We start from the raw sequence: 21580 nt of genomic DNA on the forward strand, positions 1-21580 counted from the left end.
CCGACTTCCTCCGAACTGTCAGTGGTGGTCCGTACGCTCGGCAGCATGGAGGGGAAGGCAGGGAAACCACATGGGGACGGAACCGACGCGGAGGCGTGGCAGCGGCTGACCGCCTACGCCTACCTCAGCGCACCCGAGCGCCTGGAGTACGTCGCGGTGATGCGGGTCTTCTGCGGCACACTGCTCGCGGACCTGTCGGTGCCCGACGTACTCGCCAAGCTTGCCGCGGGCGACGGTCCGGGCGCTGCGCTCGACGCGGACACACTCACCCGCAGGCTCGAAGAGCTGGTGCGCTGGGGCAATCTGCTGCGCAGCACGCACACCGTCAAAGCGACGAGCATCGCCGAGTACCAGCGCTCCCGGTCCCGCTACCAGCTGTCCAAACCGGGGGAGCGGGTGCAGCGGGACGCCGACGAGGTACTGGCCGGGGCGGACGCCGCCCGGGAGGTGAGCAGCGAGCTGCTCGCCCTCGTCGACCGCGGTCTGCGGGAGATCGCCGCCCTGGCCGGGGCGCCGGGCGGCGCGGATCCCCGCCAGGCACTGGAGCGGATCAGCACGCTCTTCGTCCAGTTCGCCGAATTCGCCGAATCGGTACGGGACTTCTACGCCTACCTCGGGCAGGTGCTGGCGCGCTACGACCTCGACTCGGCCGAGTACCAGGGGTTCAAGGAACTGCTGCTCGACTACGTGGAGGCCATCACCGAGGACGTCTCCTTCCGGGCCCCGCGCATCGCGGCTCACCTGGACGCGTTATGGCCGCACCTGCCCGCGCTGCTCGCGCGTATCGACACACACGCGGCGGGCCTCGGAGCGCTCGCCGACGGACTGCCCGAGACCCGGGTGCAGCGCAGCCGCGGCCGGGACCTCGCGGACTGGGAAGGACTGCGCGAATGGTTCACCGACACCGCGGGACACTCCAGCCAGGTGGACCAGCTCCGGGACGCCACCCTGCGCGCCCTTCAGTCGCTGCTGGCCAACGCCAAACGGATGCTGCGCTCGGCCTCCGGCGAGATGTCACGCCGCAAGGACCTGCTGCGGCTCGCGGCCTGGTTCGACGCCGCGGGGCCGGAGGAGGCCCATGACCTCGCGGTCGCCGCCTTCGGGCTCTACGGCGCACGGCATCTGGGCGTGGCACCGGACCCCGACCGGGCCGTGCCCGCCTATGTGAGCTGGTGGAACGGACCCGTGGTGGACGTGCCGGTGGCGCTGCGCGAGCGCGGCAGCAGGGCACCGCGGGGTCGCAGCGCCGCGGCCGAGGACCACTCCGCGCAGAAGAGCCGCCTCATGGAACAGGCACAGCAGCAGGCCGCGGCCCGGCAGGCGGCGGCCGACGAACTGCGCAGCGTCTCCGGCAGGTTCGACCAGGTGAGACTGGGCGCCGCTGCCATGCGGCTGCTGCTGGAGCTGCTCACCACCGCCCTCGGCAACGCCCAACTGCACCGGGACGCCCACGACTTCCTGCTCGACGGGGCCCAGGCCCGCGACGAGGACCTCGGCATCCGGCTGACCGCCTGGCGCACCCCCGGCCGGTCCACGGTCCTCAGGTCCGTGGACGGCGACCTGATCGCGGACGATCTCGCCGTCGCCGTCGAGAGCACCGCCGCGTCCGCGGTGACGGAGGCGAGCGCCTGATGCCCCTGCCCTCCGCCCACGACGTCGCCCTCGCCGCCGAACGCCGCACCGCGGCCCGGCTCCTGCTCGCCCACCCGCTGGTCACCAGCAGCGGACCCCACAGCGACGCCTTCGCCCTGGTCCGGCGGCACGCCGACTGGCTCGCCCAGCGCTTCCAGCAGGTGTTCGGATACCGCCTGCTGGTGGAGGCCTCCTACGCCCGCCTGTTCAAGGCGGGCCTCGGCCCGGGCTCCGGCCACCGCCTGGAACGGCCGTCGACCGGAACACCGTTCACCCCACGGACGTACGCCTGCCTGGCTCTCGCCCTGTCCGTCCTCGTCACCGCCCCGGAACAGATACTGCTCTCCCAGCTCGTCGCCGATCTGCGGGCGGCGGCCGTCGACGCCGGCATCGAGATCGCCGACACCGGGCGGCAGGCCGAACGGCGGACGCTCGCGGCGGCACTGCGGCAACTCGTCGACTGGGGCGTCCTGTCGGAGACCGAGGGCCATGTCGGGGCCGTCGCCGAAGAGCGGGCCGGGGAGGCGCTGCTGACCGTGGACCGGGAGATCGCGCGCGCCGTCGTCGCCGGCCCGCTCGCCCAGAGCCGCGACGGCGCGGACCTGGTACGCCGGGCCGCCGACCCCGGATTCGGAGGACCGCGTACCTACGTCCGCAGACGCCTCGTCGAAACCCCCGTCGTCCACCTCGACGACCTCACGGACGTCGAGCGCGAATGGCTGCGCACCCGGCAGCGGCGTGAGGCGCAGGCGTTCTCCGAACTCCTCGGTCTGGAGGCCGAGATCCGTGCCGAGGGCATCGCCCTGGTCGACCCGGACGGCGACCTCACCGATCTGCATCTGCCGGGCACCGGCACCGTCGCCCAGGCCGCGCTGCTCCTGGTGGAACGGCTCGTCGACCGGCTGCGCCCCGAGGACCCCGGCCACCCGGCGGTCGGCGGACGGCTGGTGATCGGCGTTCCCGTCCCGGACGGGCTGCTGCCCGAGCTGCTCGACGCGCTGATCGAGGAGTACGGCAGCCGCAGCAACTGGCAGCGCGGCCACCTGGAGGACCGGGAGGGCTTCCTCGCCGCCGTCCTCGACCTTCTCGTCCGGATGCGTCTGATGGCGCCCGCCGGGCCCGTACGCTCCGGCGGCCACGGCCTGCCCGAGGGATACGACGAGTCGGTGGCCGACGGCCGCTCCGTCACCGATGTCTCCCAGGCCCGCGGCCAGGGCCGTACGGACAGCGGCTGGATCCTGCTCGCCGCGGCCGCCCGGTACGCCACCACGGTGGCGGTCAAGCCCCGTACCGACCAGTCCCCAGCGGACGACGTCTTCGAGGAGTCGCCCCGATGAACCGCCCGCCGTCCCCACACCGCTACCGCCTGCACCGCGCGGGCATCCGGAACGTCTGGCAGTACGACGAGCAGGAGTTCGCCTTCGGCGACGGACGGCTGCTGCTGCGCGGCAAGAACGGCGCGGGCAAGTCCAAGGCCCTGGAGATGCTGCTGCCCTACCTCCTCGACGGCGACGCCCGGGCGCTGGACGCCACCGGCACCGGGCGCACCACCCTCCTCTGGCTGATGCTCGACGGCTTCGCACAGACCAACCGGCTGGGCTATCTGTGGGTGGAGTTCGTGCGCACGGACGAGGAGGGCCATGACCGCCACCTCACCCTCGGCGCGGCCATCCGGGCGTCCCAGTCGACCAGGACGGCGAAGCCGTTCTTCTTCACCACGCGGCTGCGCGTCGGAGAAGACCTCGACCTGGCACCCGCCGGCCAGCCGCTTCCCCTCGACCGGCTCAAGTCGCTGGTCGGCCAGGAGAACGTCACCGACCGTGCCGTAGAGCACCGGGCCAGGGCCGCCCGTGAACTGTTCGGCCTCACCGACCCGGCGCGCTACCGCAACCTCCTCCATCTCCTGCACCGGCTGCGCCGCCCCACCATCGGCGACCGCATCGACTCCGGCGGACTGGTCTCGGTCCTCGCCGAGACCCTGCCCGCCCTCGACGACGAGGTCGTGGAGAAGGTGGCCCGCAATCTCGACGACCTCGACTCCGTGCGGGCCGACCTCGGGCGCCTGGAACGCACCGACCAGGCGCTGAGCACCTTCCTCACCGGCTACCGCGGCTATCTGCACGGGGCGCTGCGCCGCCGCGCGGAGCGGGTGAGCGGTGAGCTGGAGCAGCTGATGGAGTACCGCAGGTCCACGGGCGACGCGGCGCGCACTGCGGAGGGACTGCGCGAGCGCGAGCGGGAACTCGCTGCCCGTGTCGAAGCCTTCGAGGGCGAGGAGAGTGCCGCGCAGACGGAACTGGCGGCGCTGCATGCCAGCGCCGGGTACCGCAGCCTCCAGGAGCTCGGGGAGAAGCGCGCCACCGTCACCGCCCTGCAGAGCGCGGCCGCCACCGCCTTCAAATCCGTCCGCCAGGCGCACAGCAACCAGGAGGAGGCCGGACGGCGCCTCACCGCGGAGGCCGGACGGCTCGGCGAGGACCTGGTCGAACTGAGCACGGTGCACGGCGAGTTGGTGCGGGAGGCGGAGCGGTCCGGGCTCGACCCCGTGCATCTGGGCGAGCCCGTCGGGATCCGCGCCGCGCCGGCCGCGCCGACCACCACGGCGGAACTGACCGCCCCCGACGGCGACTTCCACCTCGTACGGCACACCGAGGTGCTGGCCGTGGACACCGAGACCTGCACGACGGCGCTGCACGACTGGGACGCCCGGCTCGACGCGGGGCAGCCGGTGATCAGAAACCGCGCCCGGGCCGTCACCGAACTGGGCGCCCTCATCGAGCGGTCGGACCGGGCCCGGCGGGAGGCCGACGAGGCCGATGCCGCCCGTGAGCGTCTGGAGGAACAGACGGACCAGGCGCGCGCCCGGGCCGAGGAGCGCCGGCAGGAGACCGTGCGAGAGGGAGAGGCGTACGCCGAAGCGGCCCGGGCCTGGACCGAGCGGCTGCGCAACCTCACCGGGGTGCCTCTGGAGGCCGTGCCCGCCCTGCTCGCGCAGGACCCGGCGGACGGCCCGCTGCCCGCCCGGATCCCCGACGAGATCACCGAAGCGGCCCGGTCCGCCGTCGACCCGTGGCTGCGGGACCTCGGCGAGGAACGCGACGCGCTCTCCCTCACCGTCCGCGAACGGGCGGCCGAAGGGGACCGCCTCGGGCGCCAGCGCGAGGAATGGGAACGCCGCACCGACCCCGAGCCCCCGCCCCCGGCCCACCGCACGGCTCCTCGCGGACCCGGTACCGGAGCACCCCTGTACCGGCTGGTGGACTTCGCGGACGGCCTGGACCCGCAAACACAGGCGGGGCTGGAAGCCGCGCTGGAGGCCTCCGGCCTGCTCGACGCCTGGGTGTGCGCCGACGGCACGGTCCTGGACCCGGCCACGCGGGACACCCTCCTGGTTCCAGGTGCACCGGTGGCCGGGGCGAGGCTCGCCCAGGTGCTGCGGCCGGTCGCCGCGCCGGACAGCGGAGTGATGGTCGAGCAGGTCGAGCACCTGCTGGAGGCGGTGGCCCTGACCGGAGCCGGCAGCCATGTCGTCATGGCCGACGAGGCGACGGCGCCGCACACCGTGATCGGCGCGGACGGCACCTGGAGGCTCGGCATCGCCCGCGGCCGCCACGTCAAGCAGGCCGCCGAATATGTGGGAGCGGAGGTGCGCGCGGAGACCCGCCGCCGGGCGCTCGCGGACCTCGACCTCCGACTGGCCGAACTCCAGGGCGAGTTGGCGGAGCAACGGTACGGCCTGCGCATCCTCACCGAGCATCGCGACCAGGTCGGCGACACCCTGCGCCGCCCGCCCTCGGCACGTCGGCTCACGGATGCGTGGGCCCGCACGTCCGAGGCCGAGCGTGCCGCCGACTCCCTCGCCCGACAGGCGGCCACGGCCGCCCGTGAGTCGGAACAGGCACGTGCCCGCGCCGTCGCCGCCCGGCGCGAGACAGAGGCGTCGGCGAGTGCTCAGGGCCTCCCGGCGGACCCGGCCGCGCTGGAAACGGTCCGCCGTGCCCTGGACCGCCTCGGCCAGGGCGCGGAGCGGCTGCGGCGACGGGTGCGCGCGGTCCTGTCCGCCGCCGACGGTCATCGCGGTGGCCGGGCGGACTACGAGCGCGCCGAGTCGGCCCGCCGGGAGGCCGAAGCCGACTACGCCGAGCCGCTCGGACGTCTGGAGGCGGCCCGCCGAACCGTGCGGGCCCTGGAAGAGGCCCTCGGCGCCACGGCACAGGAGATCCTCGCCCGCGAGGCCGAGGCGAAACGCCGTCTGGACGCGGTCGGACGTCAACTCCCGCGTGTGCGCCAGGACATGGCCGACGTGCACGACCAGCGCGTACGGGCCGAGGAGGACGTCAGGACGCGGCGCGAGGCACTCGCCGCCCAGGAGGCCGATGTGCTGGCCTGCGGCAGGCGACTGCGTACGGCCCTGTCGTTGCCGGGCGTGCTCAGGGGGACCGGGCTCGACACCGACGCGGAGGACGGCGGCCTGAAGTCCCAGGACCCCGTCCACCACGACGTCCGCGAGCGCATCACTGAGCTGCGCCGACTGGTCGACGCCGTTCGCCGAGGACTCGACGCCGAGCGCCGTGACCTCTCGGACACCACGCTCCTCAACCGTCACACCGAACTGCGCGACCAGCTGTCCGGCGGCTTCGACGCGACCATCGAGGAACACGACGGCATCAAGCTCTGCCGCCTCGTCGACGACCACGGCCCGCATGACATCGCCCTGGTCGGCGAGCGCATCGCCGCCCAGGCCGCTGACGCACGCGACCGTCTGACCGAACGTGAACGCGAGGTCTTCCAGCGCTTCCTGACCGGAGAGCTCGGCGATCACCTGTCCGCGCAGGTGCTGGCCGCGGGCTCGCTGGTCGCCGCCCTGAACTCCACGCTGTCCACGGTCCGTACGTCGCACGGCCTGGGCGTGTCCCTCGACTGGAAGCTGGCCGACGGAGTGGAAGCGGACGTCAAGGCGGCCGTCGACCTTCTGCGCAGTCCCTCGGGCCTGCGCACCCGTGAGCAGTCCGAACAACTGCGGGACGTCCTGCAGCGGCGGATCGAGGACGCCCGCCGCGCCGACCCGGCCGCGGGCTACGCCTCCCATCTGCGCACCGCCCTGGACTACCGCGACTGGTTCACCTTCACGGCGTGGGTGGTGAACGACGCGAACCCGGGCAGCCGCCGCAAGCTCTCCGGCCGCACCGGATTGAGCCAGGGCGAACAGCGGGTCCTGTCGTACCTGGTCCTTTTCGCGGCAGCGGCCGCCCACTTCACGAGCCTTGCCGAGTCCGCCGCGCACGCACCCCGGCTCATCCTGCTCGACGACGCCTTCGCCAAGGTCGACGAGCCCACCCACGCGCGCCTCGGCCGCATCCTGGTCGACCTGGACCTCGACTTCGTCCTCACCAGCGAGCGCCTGATCGGCAACTGGCCCGACGTACCGGCCCTGCACATCTACGAGTGCCTGCGCGACCCGCATGTGCGGGGCGTGGCCACGCTCCACTACACATGGAACGGTCGGCAGCGGAGGCTGATGCCCGTATGACAGGCGCCGAACGAGCCGCCGAACACCCCCCGGACCCGGATGCCCTGGCGTTTCTCGCCCGGCCGGGCCTCACCCGCCTCTGGACGGCGGCACGCACCCGCCTGGAACGCAACGGCCTCCGGCCGGCCGGCACGATCACGCTTCAGCGACTGGACGCCGAGGAGCGCCAGGACCTCTCCCTCCTCCTGGCGAGACAGCTCACGGGCCCCATCGCCACCATCCGGCTGCCGGACCTGGACGCCCGACTGCGTGCCAGCGCCGTCGGACGGGGCCTGGCCGCGACGCTGGCGGAACTGGGCCCGCCGCTGACGGACCGCCGAGCGGCCCGGGGCGCGGCCGCGGCCGAACGGGCCCGCGTGTGGGCGACGGCGGAGACAGCGCTGGAGGCCTCATCGCTGTCGGCCCAGCCCTGGGCCGGCCGCTGGCTGGAGGAGATACGACGCGGCGGCACACTCGCCCGTCAGGAGCCGCCCACCGCGGCCACCGTCATCACCCAGGCCGTCCAGACCCTGGCCGTCCTCTTCCCCGGGACCGGCACCCGGCCCACCCCGGCCACCTGGGGCCGCGGCGAACTGGCCACCCGCACCACCGGCTCGGCCCACGGCCTGGACGACGGCACGCTCTTGTCCCGGCTCGTCCTGCGCGGCATCGCGCTCGCCCGGGGCGTCGAGTTCCCCGACGGCGCGCCGGCCCGCCGGGCCCTGTGGCGCACGGCCTCGGTCACCCCCGACGAGGTTTCCAGCACGGTGCTCACCTACGGCCTGCGCCCCACCGGCGGCACCTGGCGCGAGGCGGCCCTGCGTGAGCGCGCCGACCACCACATGGAGACCCATCTGACCCTGCGCGAACTACGCGCCCTGCACCTGGAGATACCTCCGCGTACCAGGGTCCACGTCTGTGAGAACCCCCGCGTGGTCGAGGCCGCGGCCGACACCGGCCGCACGGCACCCCTGATCTGCACCTCGGGAAGCGCGACGACCGTCGTCCTCACGCTGTTGGACACGCTGGCGGCGGCCGACAGCACGCTTGCCTACCACGGCGACTTCGACTGGCCGGGCATCAGTCTGGCCAACCGGGTCATACAGCGGTACGCAGCCGAGCCATGGCGTATGCGGGCCGCCGACTACGAGTACCTCGCGGCGCGCACACACCTGCACGGCACGCCGCAGGTCCTTCTCACCGGAGCACCGGTCGAGGCCACGTGGGACCCCGAACTGTCCCCGGCCATGACCGCCCTGGACATCGCCCTCCACGAGGAGGCAGCGCTCGACCTGCTCCTGGAGGACCTGGGATGACCGGCCGACGTGTGCCCGACGCGTACGGTCAGCTGTGGCTCAGGACGTTGACCACACGGCCGTTGGGGTCCCGTACGAAGAAGCGGCGCACGCCCCACTCCTCGTCGGTCAGCGGGTGGACGATCTCCGCACCGCGCTCCCGCATGGCGGCGTACGCCGCATCGACGTCCTCGACCTCGATGCTCATGTCGGGCACGACGGGTGCCGTCCGGTCCTCGCTCATCAGGCTGACCTGGACGGCGGGGTTCTCGGCGGACGCGAGGGTCATGATCCACCCGAGGTTCATGACCTCCTCGAAGCCCAGCACGCCATAGAACTCCGAGCTCTCCTTCTGCGCCTCCGACTGGATGTTGGGGACGACTCGGCGGACGTACATCTCGCGGCTCCGGTGGTCAGGTCGGCGCGTCCGAGGACCGGGCCAGCGTAGCGGAGGGCCCGTCAGGGGGCGGAGGGACCGTCGAGGTACGTGCCGTTGTCGTCGTAGGGCCAGGCGTTGGCGACGCAGCCCTTGAGGCCCTTGATCTGCTGCATCATCGCCGGTGCGGGGCGGCCGGGTCCGGGGCAGGTCTCATGGCCGTGGCCGATACGGTGGCCGACCTCGTGGTTGACGATCAGCGCACGGTACTCGCCGATCGGCCCGTCGAACTCCGGGGAGCCCCGCACCCACCGCTTGAGGTTGACCACCACGTCCGTCCCGACGCTGCAGTTGACCTTGCCCTCGGTCCGCAGCCCCGCCGCTCCGCAGATGCTGTCCACCGTGCCCGGGGTGGCGATCTTCACCAGGAAGTCGTAGGAGCCCGAGCGGACCAGCTGGAAGGAGTTGACACCGTCGCGGGTCCAGCCCCGGCGGTCGGCCAGGACCGCGGATATCTCGGCCGCTGCCGACTCCGGGCGGATGTCGATGCCGTCCTCGACGAGCACCTTGTAGCGCCGTACCAGCTTGCCTTCCCCGACCGCCTTGCCGCTGGCGCGGGCAGCGGTGAAGGTGCCCGGTCCGGTGGCGGGAACGGCGATCGGGGAAGCGGTGGAGGCCGTGGTCGGTGCGGTGGACACGCCGGGATCGTCGGACGGGCTCGGTAACGTACCCGGCCCGGCTGCGCCGTCCCGGGTGCCGGTGCCGTGGCTCGCCGGGGTGCGGGTCTCCTTCCAGTACACGACGGCGACGGCCGTGGAGACGATCACGGCACTCAACGCCGTGCCTGCCCAGAGCACACGGGCGGTGGGCCTGCGGGAACGCGCGCGACGGCGGGTTCGGCGCGTGCGGCCTCCCGGTGCGGATCCGCCTGAACTGCGCGTCCGGTCGAACTGGCGGGTTGCGGGCTGTACCACGGCAGGCCTCCTGGATGATCGTCGTACAAGACGGACGGCCTGGTCGTGCCGTTCCACCGCAGTGGTACGCAGCGGCGCCGACATCCGTTTACCGGACGGCTCTTGGAGGCCCGTGCACGTGGGGAAGGTCACTCAGCGGCGGGTCCGGCCGTCAGTCGCAGCAGCGTTTCCTCGAAGGAAACCGCGTCCTTGGGCGGCCGGTTGCGCGGGAGCCTGGACAACAGGGCCGCCATGCCACAGGTGTTGGTCACGCCGGAGAAAAGCAGGCCGGCGCCGACCAGACCGGACAGCCAGTGCGCGGGCGGCCAGGCCAGGCCCGCGACGAAGCCGAGGAACACGAGTGTTCCGGCGGTGAGGCGGACCTGGCGGTCCATGGGCCAGGGGGCACGGGCGCGGGCCGTGGCAGGATGTTCGACGGGCCGGCCGGCCGTCTCCCAGGCGCTTGTGCCGCCCTCCAGCGTGGCCGCCGCGACACCCAGCGCCGCCAGCCGCTCGCAGCCCTTGGCGGCCCGGGCCCCGGAAGCGCATACGATCAGCAGCGGCCCGCGCGCGGCCGCGGCCTTCAGGGCATGCGCGGCCTCGTCGAGCCGGTCCAGCGGGATGTTGTGGGCGCCGGGGACATGGCCGCCCGCGTACTCGCCGGGGGTGCGCACGTCGACGACGGTGAACTCGCCGAGACGGTCGGTGGCCTGGGCGGGGGTCAGCGTGGTGGGGGTGGTCACGGAACAGAACCTTTCTGTGATGTGTTCCCCGCGCGGTAGGATACCCACGGGGGTATGCAAGAGGAGGAAGTGTGCAACTCGACATGTCGGCCGAGGAGCTGAAGTCGGCGCTCAACCGGCTGCGGCGGGCCCAGGGCCAGCTCGCGGGAGTGATCCGGATGATCGAGGAGGGCAGGGACTGCGAGGACGTGGTCACCCAGCTCGCGGCGGTCTCCCGGGCCCTGGACCGGGCAGGGTTCTCGATCATCGCGACCGGACTCCAGCAGTGCATGACCGATGAGGACCCTCAGGTGCGGGACTCCGCCCAGATGCGGGCCCGCCTGGAGAAGCTGTTCCTCTCCCTGGCCTGAGGTGGAACAACCGGCCGAGCGCCTGTGTCACAGCACGGTCGCCGTGCCCATGGCCAGGGCGACACCCAGCAGTACCGTGCCGAACACACGCTGGAGTGTCGCCGCGGAGACCTTGGCGGTCAGTCGCCTGCCGTCCCAGGCGCCCAGCACGGCGGTCGCCAGGAACGGCGTGATCAGCGCCCAGTCCACGTCCACGGCGGTGAACGCCCGGGCCGCGAGAGCCACCAGCGCGTTGGTGACGATGACCAGCAGACTCGTGCCCACGGCCGCGCTCATCGGCACGGCCAGCACGGTCACCAGCGCCGGTACGGCCAGGAAGCCGCCGCCGACCCCGAGGAACCCGGTCACCGCGCCCAGCCCGGCCCCGGCCCCCGCAGCACGGACGGCCGACACCCTGCCGCTCCCGCGCGGGGCGCGGCGGCGCAGCATGCGCAGGGCGGCCAGTCCGGCCAGCGCCGCGAACATCAGGGTCAGCACGGGCTGCGGGAGGCGCGAGGACAGGGCGCCGGCCACGGCGGCGGGCAGCAGTCCGGCCGCCGCGAACAGCAGACCGGCCCGCCAGCGCACCGCTCCCGCCCGCGCATGGCCCAGCAGGGCGGTCACCGAGGTGACGATCACGATGACCAGACCGGCGGTGGTCGCCGCGGCCGGGCTGAAGCCGAGCAGATAGATCAGGGCGGGGACGGTGAGGATGCTGCCGCCCGCACCCAGGGCGCCCAGGGCGAGGCCGACCACTCCGCCGGCGAGCAGGGCCAGGACGACCGCGGTCATACGACGGTCCCGGCGGCTCCGTGCGCGTCCTGGACCGGGAGGCCCCCGGCGGCCCAGTCGAGCATGCCGCCGATCACGTCCACCGCCGCCACACCCCGCTCGGCCAGCAGCGCGGCCGCCTGCCGTGAGCGGTTGCCCGAGCGGCAGATCAGCACCAGGTCCTTCCCGTCGGGAACGGCCGCCGCCCCGGCGGCCAGGTGCGACAGTGGCACGAACAGCGCACCGGGCGCGTGACCGGCCCGGTACTCGTCCGCCTCGCGGACGTCGACCAGGACGGCCGTACCGTCCCGGAGCAGTCGGTGGGCCCGGGCGACCGTGATACGGCCGGGGCCATGGGGAGAGAAGGGCATCATTCGTTCCTCGGGTCCGCGCCGGCCGCCAGGACCGGCCGTCGGTCCGGACCGGCGCTGTGGCGCGGTCAGTTGGCGGCAGGGGGGACGAGCGCGAGGCCGGCCTCGGCCGCCCGGGCGTAGTCGTCGTCGACGGCCACCACGTCGCGGCCCGCGGCGTCGAGCACGGACGCGGCGATGGCCGCCCGCATCCCGCCCGCGCAGTGCACCCACACCGTGCCGTCGGGCACCTCGCCCAGCCGGCGGTGGATCCGGTGGACGGGGAGGTGGACGCTGCCCTCGATCCAGCCGTCCGCGCGCTCGGCGTCCCGGCGCACGTCGACCACCACCATGTGCTCGCCGCGCTCACGCGCCGCGGCCAGCTCGGCGAACGTGGCCCGCCGGAACGAGGCCGGCCGCCTTCCGTCGGCGACCCAGTCGGCCGGGGAGCCGACGGCGGCCGCGGCCGGCCGGTCGATGCCCACCCGGGCGATCTCCCGCTGGGCGCGCGCGACGTCCTCGGCGCTCTTGGCGAGCAGCGTCACCGGCTTGCCCCAAGGGATCATCCACGCCAGATACGTCGCCGGCTGCCCGTCCACCTCGAAGTTGAACGTCCCGGCCACATGCCCGGCGGCGAACGCCACCCGGCTGCGCAGATCCACGACCCACTCGCCCGCCGCGAGACGCCGGGCGATCTCGCCCGCGTCGGCAGGCCGCGGCGGGGTCAGGTCCAGCGGGGCGGGGCCTTCGGCATTGGCCGGGCCCATGTGCGCGTAGTAGGCGGGGATGTCGTCCAGCCCCGCCAGCAGGTCCTTGACGAATGTGTCCACGTCCTGGACGAGCACCGGGTTGGACGCCTTCTCCGCGCCGATCGTGCTCCGTGAGCCCTGGGCCTGGGACGAGGAGCAGAAGCTGCCGAAGCCATGGGTGGGCATGACGGCCACCTCGTCGTCCAGCTCCTCCGCGAGCCGGTGCGCCGAGGCGTGCTGTGCGCGGGCCAGCTGCTCGGTCAGCCGTGGCTCGACGAGGTCGGGCCGGCCCACGCTGCCGATCAGCAGTGAACCGCCGGTGAAGACGGCCGCCGGCCGGCCCGACTCCTGAAGGACGTAGGAGGTGTGGTGCGGCGTGTGACCGGGGGTGGCCACGGCCCGCAGGACCAGATCCTCGTCGACCGGCTCCTCGTCCCCGTCGGTGACCGGCACACGTGCGTACGCCACCGCGGCCCCGGCCGGGACCAGATAACGCGCCCCCGTCAGCCGGGCCAGCTCGAGGCCGCCGGTCACGTAGTCGTTGTGCACATGGGTCTCGGCCACGGCCACGATCCGCACGCCGCGCCGTGCCGCCTCGGCGATCACGCGGTCGATGTCCCGTGGCGGGTCCACGACCACCGCCGTACGGGGGCCGCCCGCCAGATAGCTGCGGTTGCCCAGACCCTCGGTCTCCAGTACGTCGACGAAAAACACGGCCTCTCCCTACGTGAGCGGGTACCCCAGGGGGTATCTGTCATCCACCGTAACAGATACCCCATGGGGTATTGGAAAAGGATGGGTCACGCACGCAGGGAACCTCGCGGAGCACGGACGCCTCATACCAGAGGAACCGACCCGTGCTCTCGGAGAGGAGTGTCTGTTGGCCCGTCAGCTGTCCCGCCGGAAGTTCGTGGTCTACTCACTCGCGGCGACCACCCTGACCATCGCCGCGCCGCTCGGCTGTGACACCCCGTCCGCGCAGGGCGCCGAGGAGACCGCCGACGGTGCCGCACGGCCCTCCGACGTCCTGGTGACCGGCACCGACGAGGAGAGACTGGTCCTGGAGGTCACCCGGGCCAACAAGGTCGTCGTACGGCTGCCGCGCGCCGAGGTCGGCCAGGGCGTCACGACCGCGGTCGCCATGATGATCGCCGAGGAGCTCGACGCCCGGCTCGTCGACGTCGACATCCCGCTCGCCGACGCCCGGACCAAGGGCAACCAGTTCACCGGCGGTTCGAACTCGGTCAGCTCGCTGTACGGTCCGGCCCGGCAGCTGGCGGCCGTCGCCCGCGCCCGGCTGGTGACCGCCGCCGCCCGGCGGTGGAACCTGCCGGCACGCACCCTGCGCACCAGGGACACCATGGTCGTCGCACCGGACGGCCGTACGGCCACCTTCGGGTCCCTGACGGCGAGGGCGGCCCGTATCCGCCGGACGGATGTGCCGGGCAAGCCGAAGCCGGCGTCCCGGCACCGGGTGATCGGGCGGCCGACGACCCGCATCGACGCGCGGGACATCGTCACCGGCAAGGCGAAGTTCGCCGGAGACCTGACGGCGGCCGGGGCCAGGCCGACGGTCGTGGCCCGGCCGCCGACGATCGGCGGGAAGGCCGTCACCGTCGACGACCGGGAGGCCCGCGCGATGCCGGGCGTCCGCGCGATCGTCAAGATCGCCGGTGGTGTCGCCGTCGTGGCGGACTCCTTCCACCACGCCTTCAAGGCCCGCGACGCCCTGAAGATCACCTGGGCGCCGGGCCCGCTGGCACGGCTGTCCGACGCCGCCATCCGCTCGCGGCTGCGCACCGCCGTCCCCCGGCTCGGCACTCCGCCCAGCGGATCGGCGCAGGTCGAGGCCGAGTTCGCGTTCGCCTTCGTCAGCCATGCCCCGATGGAGGTGCTGACCGCGGTGGCGGACGTACGCGCCGACCGTGCCGAGATCTGGTTCTCCTCGCAGACACCGATGGAGGCCCGGAGCACCATCGCCGCGGCGGTCGGGCTGCGGGAGTCGAAGGTCCGGGTCCATGTCGTGCGCGGCGGAGGTTCGTTCGGACGCCGCCTCAACTACGACGCCGCGATCGAGGCGGCCCTCATCTCGAAGAAGGCGAAGCAGCCGGTCAAACTGATGTGGAGCCGCGCCGACGACATCCGGCACGGCCGGATGCGCCCGGCCTCCCACCACCGGATACGGGCCAGTCACGCCCGGGGCAGGGTGGTGGCCTTCGCCCATGCGACGGCCTCGGTGAGCGAGTCGTTCGAGGGCGCGTCCGCCCAGGGCGCGGCGGCCGTCCGCGCCGCGGGACCCCTGCCCAGCGACAGCGGCCTGTACAACTTCGGGCGCCTGTCCGGGGATTCGGGCTCGGTCGAGCTGGCGATGCCGCTCGGCGCCTGGCGGTCGGTCGACTCCGGGACGATGCGCACCGCGGAGGAGATCGTGGTGGACGAGGTCGCCGCGAAACTGGGCAAGGACCCCGTCGCGTTCCGGCGGACCACGCTCAGAAGCAGGGAAGTCAAAGCCGTACTCGACAAGGTCGCGTCCGCCGGACACTGGGGCCGGACCCTGCCGGACGGCCATGGGCAGGGCGTCGCCGTCCACGAGGAGTACGGCTCCTGCGTGGCCTGCCTGGTCGAGATCGACGCCTCCGACCCGAAGAACCCCCGGGTGACCAAGGTGGTGATGGCGGCCGACGTCGGAACCGCCGTCAACCCGCGCGGGCTGGAAGCCCAGTTGATGGGAACCGCCGTCGACGGCATCTCCACCGTGCTCCGGGCCGGCCTGCACATCGACCGGGGCGCGGTGCGCGAGAAGAGCTTCGCCGACTTCGAGTGGGCCCGCCAACGGCACGCCCCGCTGCACTTCGAGGCGCACATCATGCCGTCGCGGGGCGAGCCCGGCGGGGCCGGCGAACTCGGTGTCCCGGCCGCGGCCGGCGCCGTGGCCAACGCCTACGCCCGCGCGACCGGTACCAAGCCCCGCCGTTTCCCGATCAACTTCTGACCGACTTTCCGCTCACCGTCCGAGAAGGTACCGATGCCCTCCCACTCCTTCGTCCTCAACGGAAAGCCGGTCACCGTCGAGGCACCCGCCGACATGCCGCTGCTGTGGGTGCTGCGCGACCTGCTGAACGTCACCGGCCCCAAGTACGGCTGCGGCGTGGGCGTCTGCCGGGCCTGCACCAGCCATCTCGACGGCGCGGAGATCCAGCCCTGCATCGTCCCGGTCGCGGACTGCGCGGACCGCAAGGTCACCACGATCGAGGGCCTGGCCGACGGCGACACCCTCCACCCCGTGCAACAGGCCTGGCTGGACTGCGACGTCGCGCAGTGCGGCTTCTGCCAGCCGGGCCAGATCATGGCCGCGGCGGCCCTGCTGGAACGGACGACCGAGCCGACGGACGCCGACATCGACCGCATCGAGAACGTCTGCCGCTGCGGCACGTACTCCCGCATCCGCGAGGCCATCAAGAAGGCGTCGGCGAAGGGCTGACAAGGGGACTCGTACGCCGGGTTCGCCCGGCCCGGCGGTGACGAGCACCCGTAAGTCCCGCGGGGGCCAGGGTCGGCCTTGCGTCCGACGGGAGGGACGGCGCCGCCCTGGTCGCCGCCGTCAGTGCGTGCCGTCGCCGTCCAGGGCGGCAGGAGCCGCGCCACCATGTCCTGCGCCCTACCCGCCCGCTCGCCGCGCGAGTCGTGGCGCTGCCGGGCGTGGCCGATCCGCGGTTGGCGACCGCCGCCGACGGCGCGGCGGGCGTTGCGGCCGGGCTGGACCGGCCCTGGCTTGAGGCCGAGCAGGGCCGGCGGCCGAGCTCCCGGCCGGAGTCGGAGCTCCTGGCCGGAGTCGGAGCCACGGTCGTTGACGTGCAGGTCGTGAGCCTCGGTCCCGGCGCAGGGAGCCTCCGTCCCGGCGCGGAGACCTCCGTCCCGGTCGAGGGAGCCTCCACCCCGGTCGGCTGGAACCTTCCTGGACTGTTCGTCCAAGACTTGGACCTGTAGTCTGACGTTAGCCTGGCGTCGCAGGTCAGAGGTGAGGAAGAGGCGGTGGCTGCCGAATGGGTCTGGATGCGGAGCGGGACGCGATCATCGCCGCGGTGGGCCCTGTCGCCGACGGGATCGCCGCGACCTTCGGCCCGGTGTGCGAGGTGGTGCTGCACGACTACCGGCGGCCCGAGGAGTCGGTCGTCGCCGTCGCCGGCTCGGTGACCGGGCGTGCCGTGGGCGGAGCGATGAGCGAGATCGGCATGCGGATCCTCGCCCGGGGCGACGAGGCCGGCGACGATCTCAACTACCTGACCCGGACGGGGACCGGAAAGCTGGTCAAGTCGTCCACGATGGTCCTGCGGGACTCGACGGGCGCGGTGTTCGGCGCGCTCTGCGTCAACCTCGACGTCACCGCGGTCACCGAGGCCCACACCCTGCTGGGCGCGCTGGCCGGGCTCGCGCGGGACCCGGACGAGCCGCCGGTCACCACCTTCGGCAACGACATCGACTCCGTCGTCGAGGCCATCCTCGACGCCCAACAGCTCCGGCAGGACCTGACCTGGGCGACGCTCGACCGCGAGCAGCGACTCGGCCTCTTCCGCGGCCTGGACGAGCGCGGCGTGTTCGCCGTCCGGCGCGCGGTGGAGCAGGTCGCGGCGAGGCTCGGCATCTCCCGTGCCAGCGCCTACAGCTACCTCGCACAGGCCCGCGCCACGACAGCCCGGACAGCTCCGATCGCCCGGACCGCCCCGACGTCCGACGGAGGACACGCATGACGACGACCACCCCGCCGGTCACCCTCGACGACGTCCGTGACGCCGCCGCCCGGATCAAAGGCGTCGCCCACCGCACACCGGTCCTGCGCTCGCGTACCCTCGACGCCCTCGTGGGCGCCGAAGTCCACCTCAAGTGTGAGAACTTCCAGCGTGTGGGGGCCTTCAAGTTCCGGGGCGCCTACAACGCGGCCTCCCGGCTCAGCCCTGGGCAACTGGCCCGGGGAATCGCCGCCTACTCCTCCGGGAACCACGCCCAGGCCGTCGCCCTGGCAGCCCGGGAACTCGGCACGACCGCGGTGATCGTCATGCCCGAGGACGCTCCGCGCTCCAAGCGGGACGCCACCCTCGGCTACGGCGCCGAGATCGTCACCTACGACCGCTACACCGAGGACCGCGTGTCCATCGGCCGGGCCCTGGCCGCCGAGCGGGGTCTCGCGCTCATCCCGCCCTACGAGCACCCGCACGTCATGGCCGGGCAGGGCACCGCCGCCCTTGAACTTCTCGAAGAGGTGGGGGAGTTGGATGCCCTGCTCGCTCCGGTCGGCGGCGGCGGGCTGATCGCCGGCAGCGCCACGGCCGCCAAGGGTCTGTATCCGGGGATCCGGGTGATCGGTGTCGAGCCGGAGGCCGGGGACGACACCAAGCGCTCCCTGGAGGCGGGGCGGCGCGTCAGCATCCCCGTGCCCCACACGATCGCCGACGGACAGGCCCTGCACACCCCCGGAGAGCTCACCTTCTCCGTGAACCGGCGGCTCGTCGACGACATCGCCCTGGTCTCCGACGACGAGATCAAGGACGGGATGCGTTTCGCGTTCGAACGACTGAAGATCGTCGTGGAACCGAGCGGGGCCACCCCGCTGGCCGTCCTGCTCGCCGGCCGTGCGGGCCGCCTGCCCCAGCGGATCGGCGTGATCATTTCGGGCGGAAACATCGACGCCGAACGCTTCGCACGACTCTGCGGGAACGCGAAGAACGACACGGGCAGCGGGGACTGACGCGGCTCCGTCACCGAATGGCAGTCCCGGCCGACCGGGCGGACGATGGTTGCGTGGGGGCCGACCCGCCTGCGCCGCGTCCGGCGGCCGGGAGACGGAGACCGGCCCCGGCCGTACGGAGCACGGCCGGAAGGGAGAGGCGTCATGTTTGAGGTGAAGACGCTCGACAAGCCGGATGAGCGCCGCGATTTCCCGCGGGGCCACCTCGAAGCGGTCCATATGAGCGGACTGGACTTCGCCATCGCCACCTTCGAACCCGGCTGGCGCTGGTCCGAGTCGGTGGGGCCCATCGCCGGGACCAAGAGCTGCGAGGTCCACCACAACGGTTACGTGGTGGAAGGGCGTATGCGCGTCCGGATGGACGACGGCGGCGAGGGCGAACTGGGCCCCGGCGACGTCTTCGTGGTACCGCCCGGCCACGACGCCTGGGTCGTCGGCGACGAGCAGTGCGTGGTGTACGACTTCGCGGGCCAGATGGCCAAGGACTACGCGAAGGCCGACTAGGCAACTCGGGCCGCCGGCAGCATGTCGTACGCGCTGACCGAGGCCGCACGGAGCCGCACCGGCAGGCACATCAGGGACAAACCCCACGCCCCCGGAATGAGGGGTGCAGTCCGACGCCTCACACCGGCAGCAGGCGTGTGACCAGCGTGCCGAGCTGCCGGGCCGTACGGCACTCGTGCATGTCGACCAGGCCTGCGTAGGCGGGAGCCGCGGAGTCGCCCGTGCCCCACTGGGAACGCTGCTCGGGGTTCAGCCAGTAGGTCCGGCGGGCTCGCTCGGCGATGTGCCGCAGGGCCGGCAGATTGGGGTCGCTCATGTTCGTACGGGCGTCACCGAGGACGAACACCGTGGTGCGCGGGCCGACCGCGTTCTCATGGCGCTCGGCGAACTCGCCCAGCGCGACACCGTAGTCGCTGCTGCCGTGCCAGCCCGTGAGCGTGGCCTCCGCCCGGATACGGGCGCCGAGCCCCTCCGGATCGGCCGCGCCGTGCACGAGCAGCCCGGTCACCTCGTCGATCCGGTTGACGAAGGCGAACACCCGCACCTTGCTGAACTGGTCGTGCAGCGCCTGCACCAGCAGCATCGTGAAGTCGGAGAAGCCGGACACGGACCCCGACACATCGCACAGCAGCACCAGTTCGGGCCGGGCCGGACGGCGCCGGCGCAGCACCGGACGCATCGGCACACCGCCCGTCGACAGCGAACCGCGCAGGGTCCGCCGCAGATCGATGCTGCCGCGGGCGGCCCGGCGACGGCGGGCGGCGAGCCGTGTGGCGAGCTTGCGCGCCAGCGGCTGAACCGTCCTGCGCAGTTCGGCCAGTTGGGCCTTGCCGGCGAACAGGAAGTCGACCCGGTCGGCCGTCGGGGCCACCGCCCGCCGGGCGATCTCGTCCCGGCCGCGCCGCTCGGCCACCCGGCGGCGCGCCTCCGCGGCCACCAGCCCCCGGAACACCTCGATGCGCCGCCGGATCTCGTCGTCCAGCAGCCGGTCCGCGAACTCCGGACCGCCGCTCCGGGCCCGGATGTCGTCCCGTACCCGGGCGAGCAGGGTCTGCGGGCGCAGCCGGTCCAGTGTCTGGTACGACGACCAGCCGTCCGACCCCGGGGAGGCACCGTATCCCCCGAGTCCGTCGACGGCCTCCGCGGCCAGCCCGGCCATCAGGGCCTGGTCGCCCGAGGCGAGCGCGGACGCCAGACGCTCACGCAGGTCCTCGCGGTCCGCGGACTCCCCGTCGGGCCCGCCGACGCCCCGCGGAAAGTACAGGTCGAAGACCGGGTCGAACACCTGCCGCTGACCGGTGCCGTGCAACAGCGTCGCGGCCAGCCCCTCGCGCAGCAGCTCGCGGTCGGCCAGCCCCAGCGCCGCCACCGCCTGGGCCGCGTCCACGGTCTCGCCGGTCCCGATCCGGACGCCGTGCGCGCGCAGTGCGGCCACCAGGCCCGTCAGCCGGTCCGAGACGGCGCCCGCCGAGGGGGCGGTCACACGGCGTCCAGGTCGAGCTTGGCGGCCGCCTTGAGGACGTCGTCCTGATGCTTGAGCAGGACGCCCATGCTGTCGCGTACGACGGTCTCGTCGAGCGTGTCGGCACCCAGCGCGAGCAGCGTGTGCGCCCAGTCGATGGTCTCGGCGACCGAGGGCACCTTCCGCAGGTCCATCGCGCGCAGCGCCCCGACCACGCGGACCACCGACTCGGCCAGCGCCGCGTCCAGGCCGGGCACCTTCAGCCGTACGATCCGGCGCTCCAGCTCCTCGTCGGGGAAGCCGATGTGGAGGAAGAGACAGCGGCGGCGCAGGGCCTCGGACAGCTCGCGGCTCGCGTTGGAGGTGAGGACGACGAAGGGGCGGCGGGTCGCGGTGATCGTGCCCAGCTCGGGAACCGTGACCTGGAAGTCGCTGAGCACCTCCAGCAGCAGGCCCTCGACCTCGATGTCCGCCTTGTCGGTCTCGTCGATCAGCAGCACCTTGGGGTCGTCGCCGCGGATGGCGGTCAGCAGCGGACGCGTGAGCAGGAACTCCTCGCTGAAGATGTCGGTGCGGGTCTCGTCCCAGGTCTCGTCGCGGCCCGCGCTGATGCGCAGAAGCTGTTTGGCGTGGTTCCACTCGTACAGCGCCCGGGACTCGTCGACGCCCTCGTAGCACTGCAGTCGCACCAGCCGGGCCCCGGCGACCTCCGCGACGGCCTTGGCGAGCTCCGTCTTGCCGACCCCGGCCGGGCCCTCCACCAGGAGCGGCTTGCCGAGGCGGTCGGCCAGGAAGACGGTGGTGGCGACCGCGGGCGACGCGAGATAGCCGGTGGCGGCGAGCCGCGCGGAGACGTCGTCGACGGATGTGAACAACGGGGGCCTCCAGCTCGACGGCGATACCAGAACACCTATCTAAGCGCTTGTTCAGTGGCTGTGTCACGTAAAATCCGCTGGCACGCGCTGACGGACAGGGAACAAGCGGCCGCCCTGGCGACCGCCCCCTCCGTGGTGCACGACCGCAGTGACAGCGCCGGTGACCAGGCAACCGCCGCCCCGCCGCGGCCCGTGGCGCTGCGCCCCGGCGAGACCGCCACCGCGGTCCTGCAATGGCGGAACACCGTCACCGAGGCCGGGAGCCCGATGAGCCGTGTACGTTTCCGGT

Annotated in this window: 19 protein-coding genes; 11 read left to right on the top strand and 8 right to left on the bottom strand. The window is 73.0% G+C overall.

What is annotated here, in order from left to right:
* Positions 1-45 precede the first annotated feature (45 nt).
* The 4 genes from F7R91_RS38075 to F7R91_RS38090 are packed head-to-tail and all read left to right on the top strand — an operon-like array spanning position 46 to position 8457.
* Positions 46-1632 carry a TIGR02677 family protein gene (locus F7R91_RS38075; protein ID WP_225321040.1) on the top strand — a complete coding sequence of 529 codons (1587 nt, stop codon included), beginning with the start codon at positions 46-48 and terminating at the stop codon, positions 1630-1632.
* Positions 1632-2969: a TIGR02678 family protein gene (locus F7R91_RS38080; RefSeq protein WP_150957913.1), complete on the top strand. Its 1338-nt coding sequence runs from the start codon at positions 1632-1634 to the stop codon at positions 2967-2969. Before F7R91_RS38075 ends, F7R91_RS38080 begins: the two co-directional genes overlap by 1 nt.
* Entirely contained in the window at positions 2966-7162 is a 4197-nt protein-coding gene (locus F7R91_RS38085; protein WP_150957916.1) for a TIGR02680 family protein, read from the top strand. The genes F7R91_RS38080 and F7R91_RS38085 overlap by 4 nt, the downstream gene beginning before the upstream one ends.
* Positions 7159-8457, top strand: a complete 1299-nt coding sequence (locus F7R91_RS38090; protein ID WP_150957918.1) for a TIGR02679 family protein — start codon at positions 7159-7161, stop codon at positions 8455-8457. Before F7R91_RS38085 ends, F7R91_RS38090 begins: the two co-directional genes overlap by 4 nt.
* Before the next feature lie 28 nt (positions 8458-8485).
* Here the strand turns inward: F7R91_RS38090 and F7R91_RS38095 are convergent, their stop codons facing one another.
* The 3 genes from F7R91_RS38095 to F7R91_RS38105 form a co-directional block, all read right to left on the bottom strand.
* A complete protein-coding gene (locus tag F7R91_RS38095) occupies positions 8486-8833 on the bottom strand; it encodes a VOC family protein (protein WP_150957919.1) in 348 nt (115 codons plus the stop codon).
* A 62-nt stretch (positions 8834-8895) separates the two neighbouring features.
* The gene (locus tag F7R91_RS38100) at positions 8896-9786 is read right to left on the bottom strand and encodes a DUF3152 domain-containing protein (protein WP_408056098.1); all 891 of its coding nucleotides are present in this window, start codon (positions 9784-9786) and stop codon (positions 8896-8898) included.
* A 128-nt stretch (positions 9787-9914) separates the two neighbouring features.
* On the bottom strand, positions 9915-10508 hold the full coding sequence (locus F7R91_RS38105) for a rhodanese-like domain-containing protein (RefSeq protein WP_150957923.1): 594 nt from the start codon (positions 10506-10508) through the stop codon (positions 9915-9917).
* A 71-nt stretch (positions 10509-10579) separates the two neighbouring features.
* Here F7R91_RS38105 and F7R91_RS38110 point away from each other — a divergent pair, with 71 nt between their 5' ends.
* Positions 10580-10858, top strand: a complete 279-nt coding sequence (locus F7R91_RS38110) for a metal-sensitive transcriptional regulator (RefSeq protein ID WP_150957925.1) — start codon at positions 10580-10582, stop codon at positions 10856-10858.
* A 27-nt stretch (positions 10859-10885) separates the two neighbouring features.
* Here F7R91_RS38110 and F7R91_RS38115 read toward each other — a convergent pair whose 3' ends face one another.
* The 3 genes from F7R91_RS38115 to F7R91_RS38125 all read right to left on the bottom strand — a co-directional run bounded on the left by F7R91_RS38115 (position 10886) and on the right by F7R91_RS38125 (position 13421).
* Positions 10886-11629: a sulfite exporter TauE/SafE family protein gene (locus F7R91_RS38115; RefSeq protein WP_150957927.1), complete on the bottom strand. Its 744-nt coding sequence runs from the start codon at positions 11627-11629 to the stop codon at positions 10886-10888.
* Positions 11626-11979, bottom strand: a complete 354-nt coding sequence (locus F7R91_RS38120) for a rhodanese-like domain-containing protein (protein WP_150957929.1) — start codon at positions 11977-11979, stop codon at positions 11626-11628. The genes F7R91_RS38115 and F7R91_RS38120 overlap by 4 nt, the downstream gene beginning before the upstream one ends.
* A 68-nt stretch (positions 11980-12047) precedes the next feature.
* A complete protein-coding gene (locus F7R91_RS38125; protein ID WP_150957932.1) occupies positions 12048-13421 on the bottom strand; it encodes an MBL fold metallo-hydrolase in 1374 nt (457 codons plus the stop codon).
* A gap of 196 nt (positions 13422-13617) precedes the next feature.
* Between F7R91_RS38125 and F7R91_RS38130 the strand changes: the two genes are divergently transcribed.
* The 6 genes from F7R91_RS38130 to F7R91_RS38155 all read left to right on the top strand — a co-directional run bounded on the left by F7R91_RS38130 (position 13618) and on the right by F7R91_RS38155 (position 18954).
* Positions 13618-15699: a xanthine dehydrogenase family protein molybdopterin-binding subunit gene (locus F7R91_RS38130; protein WP_150957958.1), complete on the top strand. Its 2082-nt coding sequence runs from the start codon at positions 13618-13620 to the stop codon at positions 15697-15699.
* A gap of 33 nt (positions 15700-15732) precedes the next feature.
* Positions 15733-16188 (top strand): (2Fe-2S)-binding protein, encoded by a 456-nt coding sequence (locus F7R91_RS38135; protein ID WP_150957934.1) that lies wholly within the window; start codon positions 15733-15735, stop codon positions 16186-16188.
* A 218-nt stretch (positions 16189-16406) separates the two neighbouring features.
* Positions 16407-16694, top strand: coding sequence for a hypothetical protein (locus F7R91_RS38140; protein ID WP_150957936.1), 288 nt, complete (start codon positions 16407-16409; stop codon positions 16692-16694).
* Positions 16695-16750: 56 nt separating this feature from the next.
* Complete coding sequence (locus F7R91_RS38145) at positions 16751-17455, top strand: helix-turn-helix transcriptional regulator (protein WP_150957938.1); 705 nt, start codon at positions 16751-16753, stop codon at positions 17453-17455.
* A complete protein-coding gene (locus tag F7R91_RS38150) occupies positions 17452-18450 on the top strand; it encodes a threo-3-hydroxy-L-aspartate ammonia-lyase (RefSeq protein WP_150957940.1) in 999 nt (332 codons plus the stop codon). Before F7R91_RS38145 ends, F7R91_RS38150 begins: the two co-directional genes overlap by 4 nt.
* Before the next feature lie 144 nt (positions 18451-18594).
* On the top strand, positions 18595-18954 hold the full coding sequence (locus F7R91_RS38155) for a cupin domain-containing protein (protein ID WP_150957942.1): 360 nt from the start codon (positions 18595-18597) through the stop codon (positions 18952-18954).
* Positions 18955-19072: 118 nt separating this feature from the next.
* On the opposite strand, the gene F7R91_RS38160 is transcribed toward F7R91_RS38155, so the two are convergent.
* Entirely contained in the window at positions 19073-20437 is a 1365-nt protein-coding gene (locus F7R91_RS38160; protein ID WP_150957944.1) for a vWA domain-containing protein, read from the bottom strand.
* Positions 20434-21291 carry an AAA family ATPase gene (locus F7R91_RS38165; RefSeq protein ID WP_150957946.1) on the bottom strand — a complete coding sequence of 286 codons (858 nt, stop codon included), beginning with the start codon at positions 21289-21291 and terminating at the stop codon, positions 20434-20436. Before F7R91_RS38165 ends, F7R91_RS38160 begins: the two co-directional genes overlap by 4 nt.
* Positions 21292-21580 lie beyond the last annotated feature (289 nt).

It is taken from the genome of Streptomyces luteolifulvus (assembly GCF_008806595.1).
Taxonomy (GTDB): domain Bacteria; phylum Actinomycetota; class Actinomycetes; order Streptomycetales; family Streptomycetaceae; genus Streptomyces; species Streptomyces luteolifulvus.

Excerpts from the sequence above, each read along its gene's own strand:
- F7R91_RS38075 (WP_225321040.1), top strand. The coding sequence starts at position 46 with ATGGAGGGGAAGGCAGGGAAACCACATGGGGACGGAACCGACGCGGAG.
- F7R91_RS38080 (WP_150957913.1), top strand. The coding sequence starts at position 1,632 with ATGCCCCTGCCCTCCGCCCACGACGTCGCCCTCGCCGCCGAACGCCGC.
- F7R91_RS38085 (WP_150957916.1), top strand. The coding sequence starts at position 2,966 with ATGAACCGCCCGCCGTCCCCACACCGCTACCGCCTGCACCGCGCGGGC.
- F7R91_RS38090 (WP_150957918.1), top strand. The coding sequence starts at position 7,159 with ATGACAGGCGCCGAACGAGCCGCCGAACACCCCCCGGACCCGGATGCC.
- F7R91_RS38095 (WP_150957919.1), bottom strand. The coding sequence starts at position 8,833 with ATGTACGTCCGCCGAGTCGTCCCCAACATCCAGTCGGAGGCGCAGAAG.
- F7R91_RS38115 (WP_150957927.1), bottom strand. The coding sequence starts at position 11,629 with ATGACCGCGGTCGTCCTGGCCCTGCTCGCCGGCGGAGTGGTCGGCCTC.
- F7R91_RS38120 (WP_150957929.1), bottom strand. The coding sequence starts at position 11,979 with ATGCCCTTCTCTCCCCATGGCCCCGGCCGTATCACGGTCGCCCGGGCC.
- F7R91_RS38135 (WP_150957934.1), top strand. The coding sequence starts at position 15,733 with ATGCCCTCCCACTCCTTCGTCCTCAACGGAAAGCCGGTCACCGTCGAG.
- F7R91_RS38145 (WP_150957938.1), top strand. The coding sequence starts at position 16,751 with ATGGGTCTGGATGCGGAGCGGGACGCGATCATCGCCGCGGTGGGCCCT.
- F7R91_RS38150 (WP_150957940.1), top strand. The coding sequence starts at position 17,452 with ATGACGACGACCACCCCGCCGGTCACCCTCGACGACGTCCGTGACGCC.
- F7R91_RS38155 (WP_150957942.1), top strand. The coding sequence starts at position 18,595 with ATGTTTGAGGTGAAGACGCTCGACAAGCCGGATGAGCGCCGCGATTTC.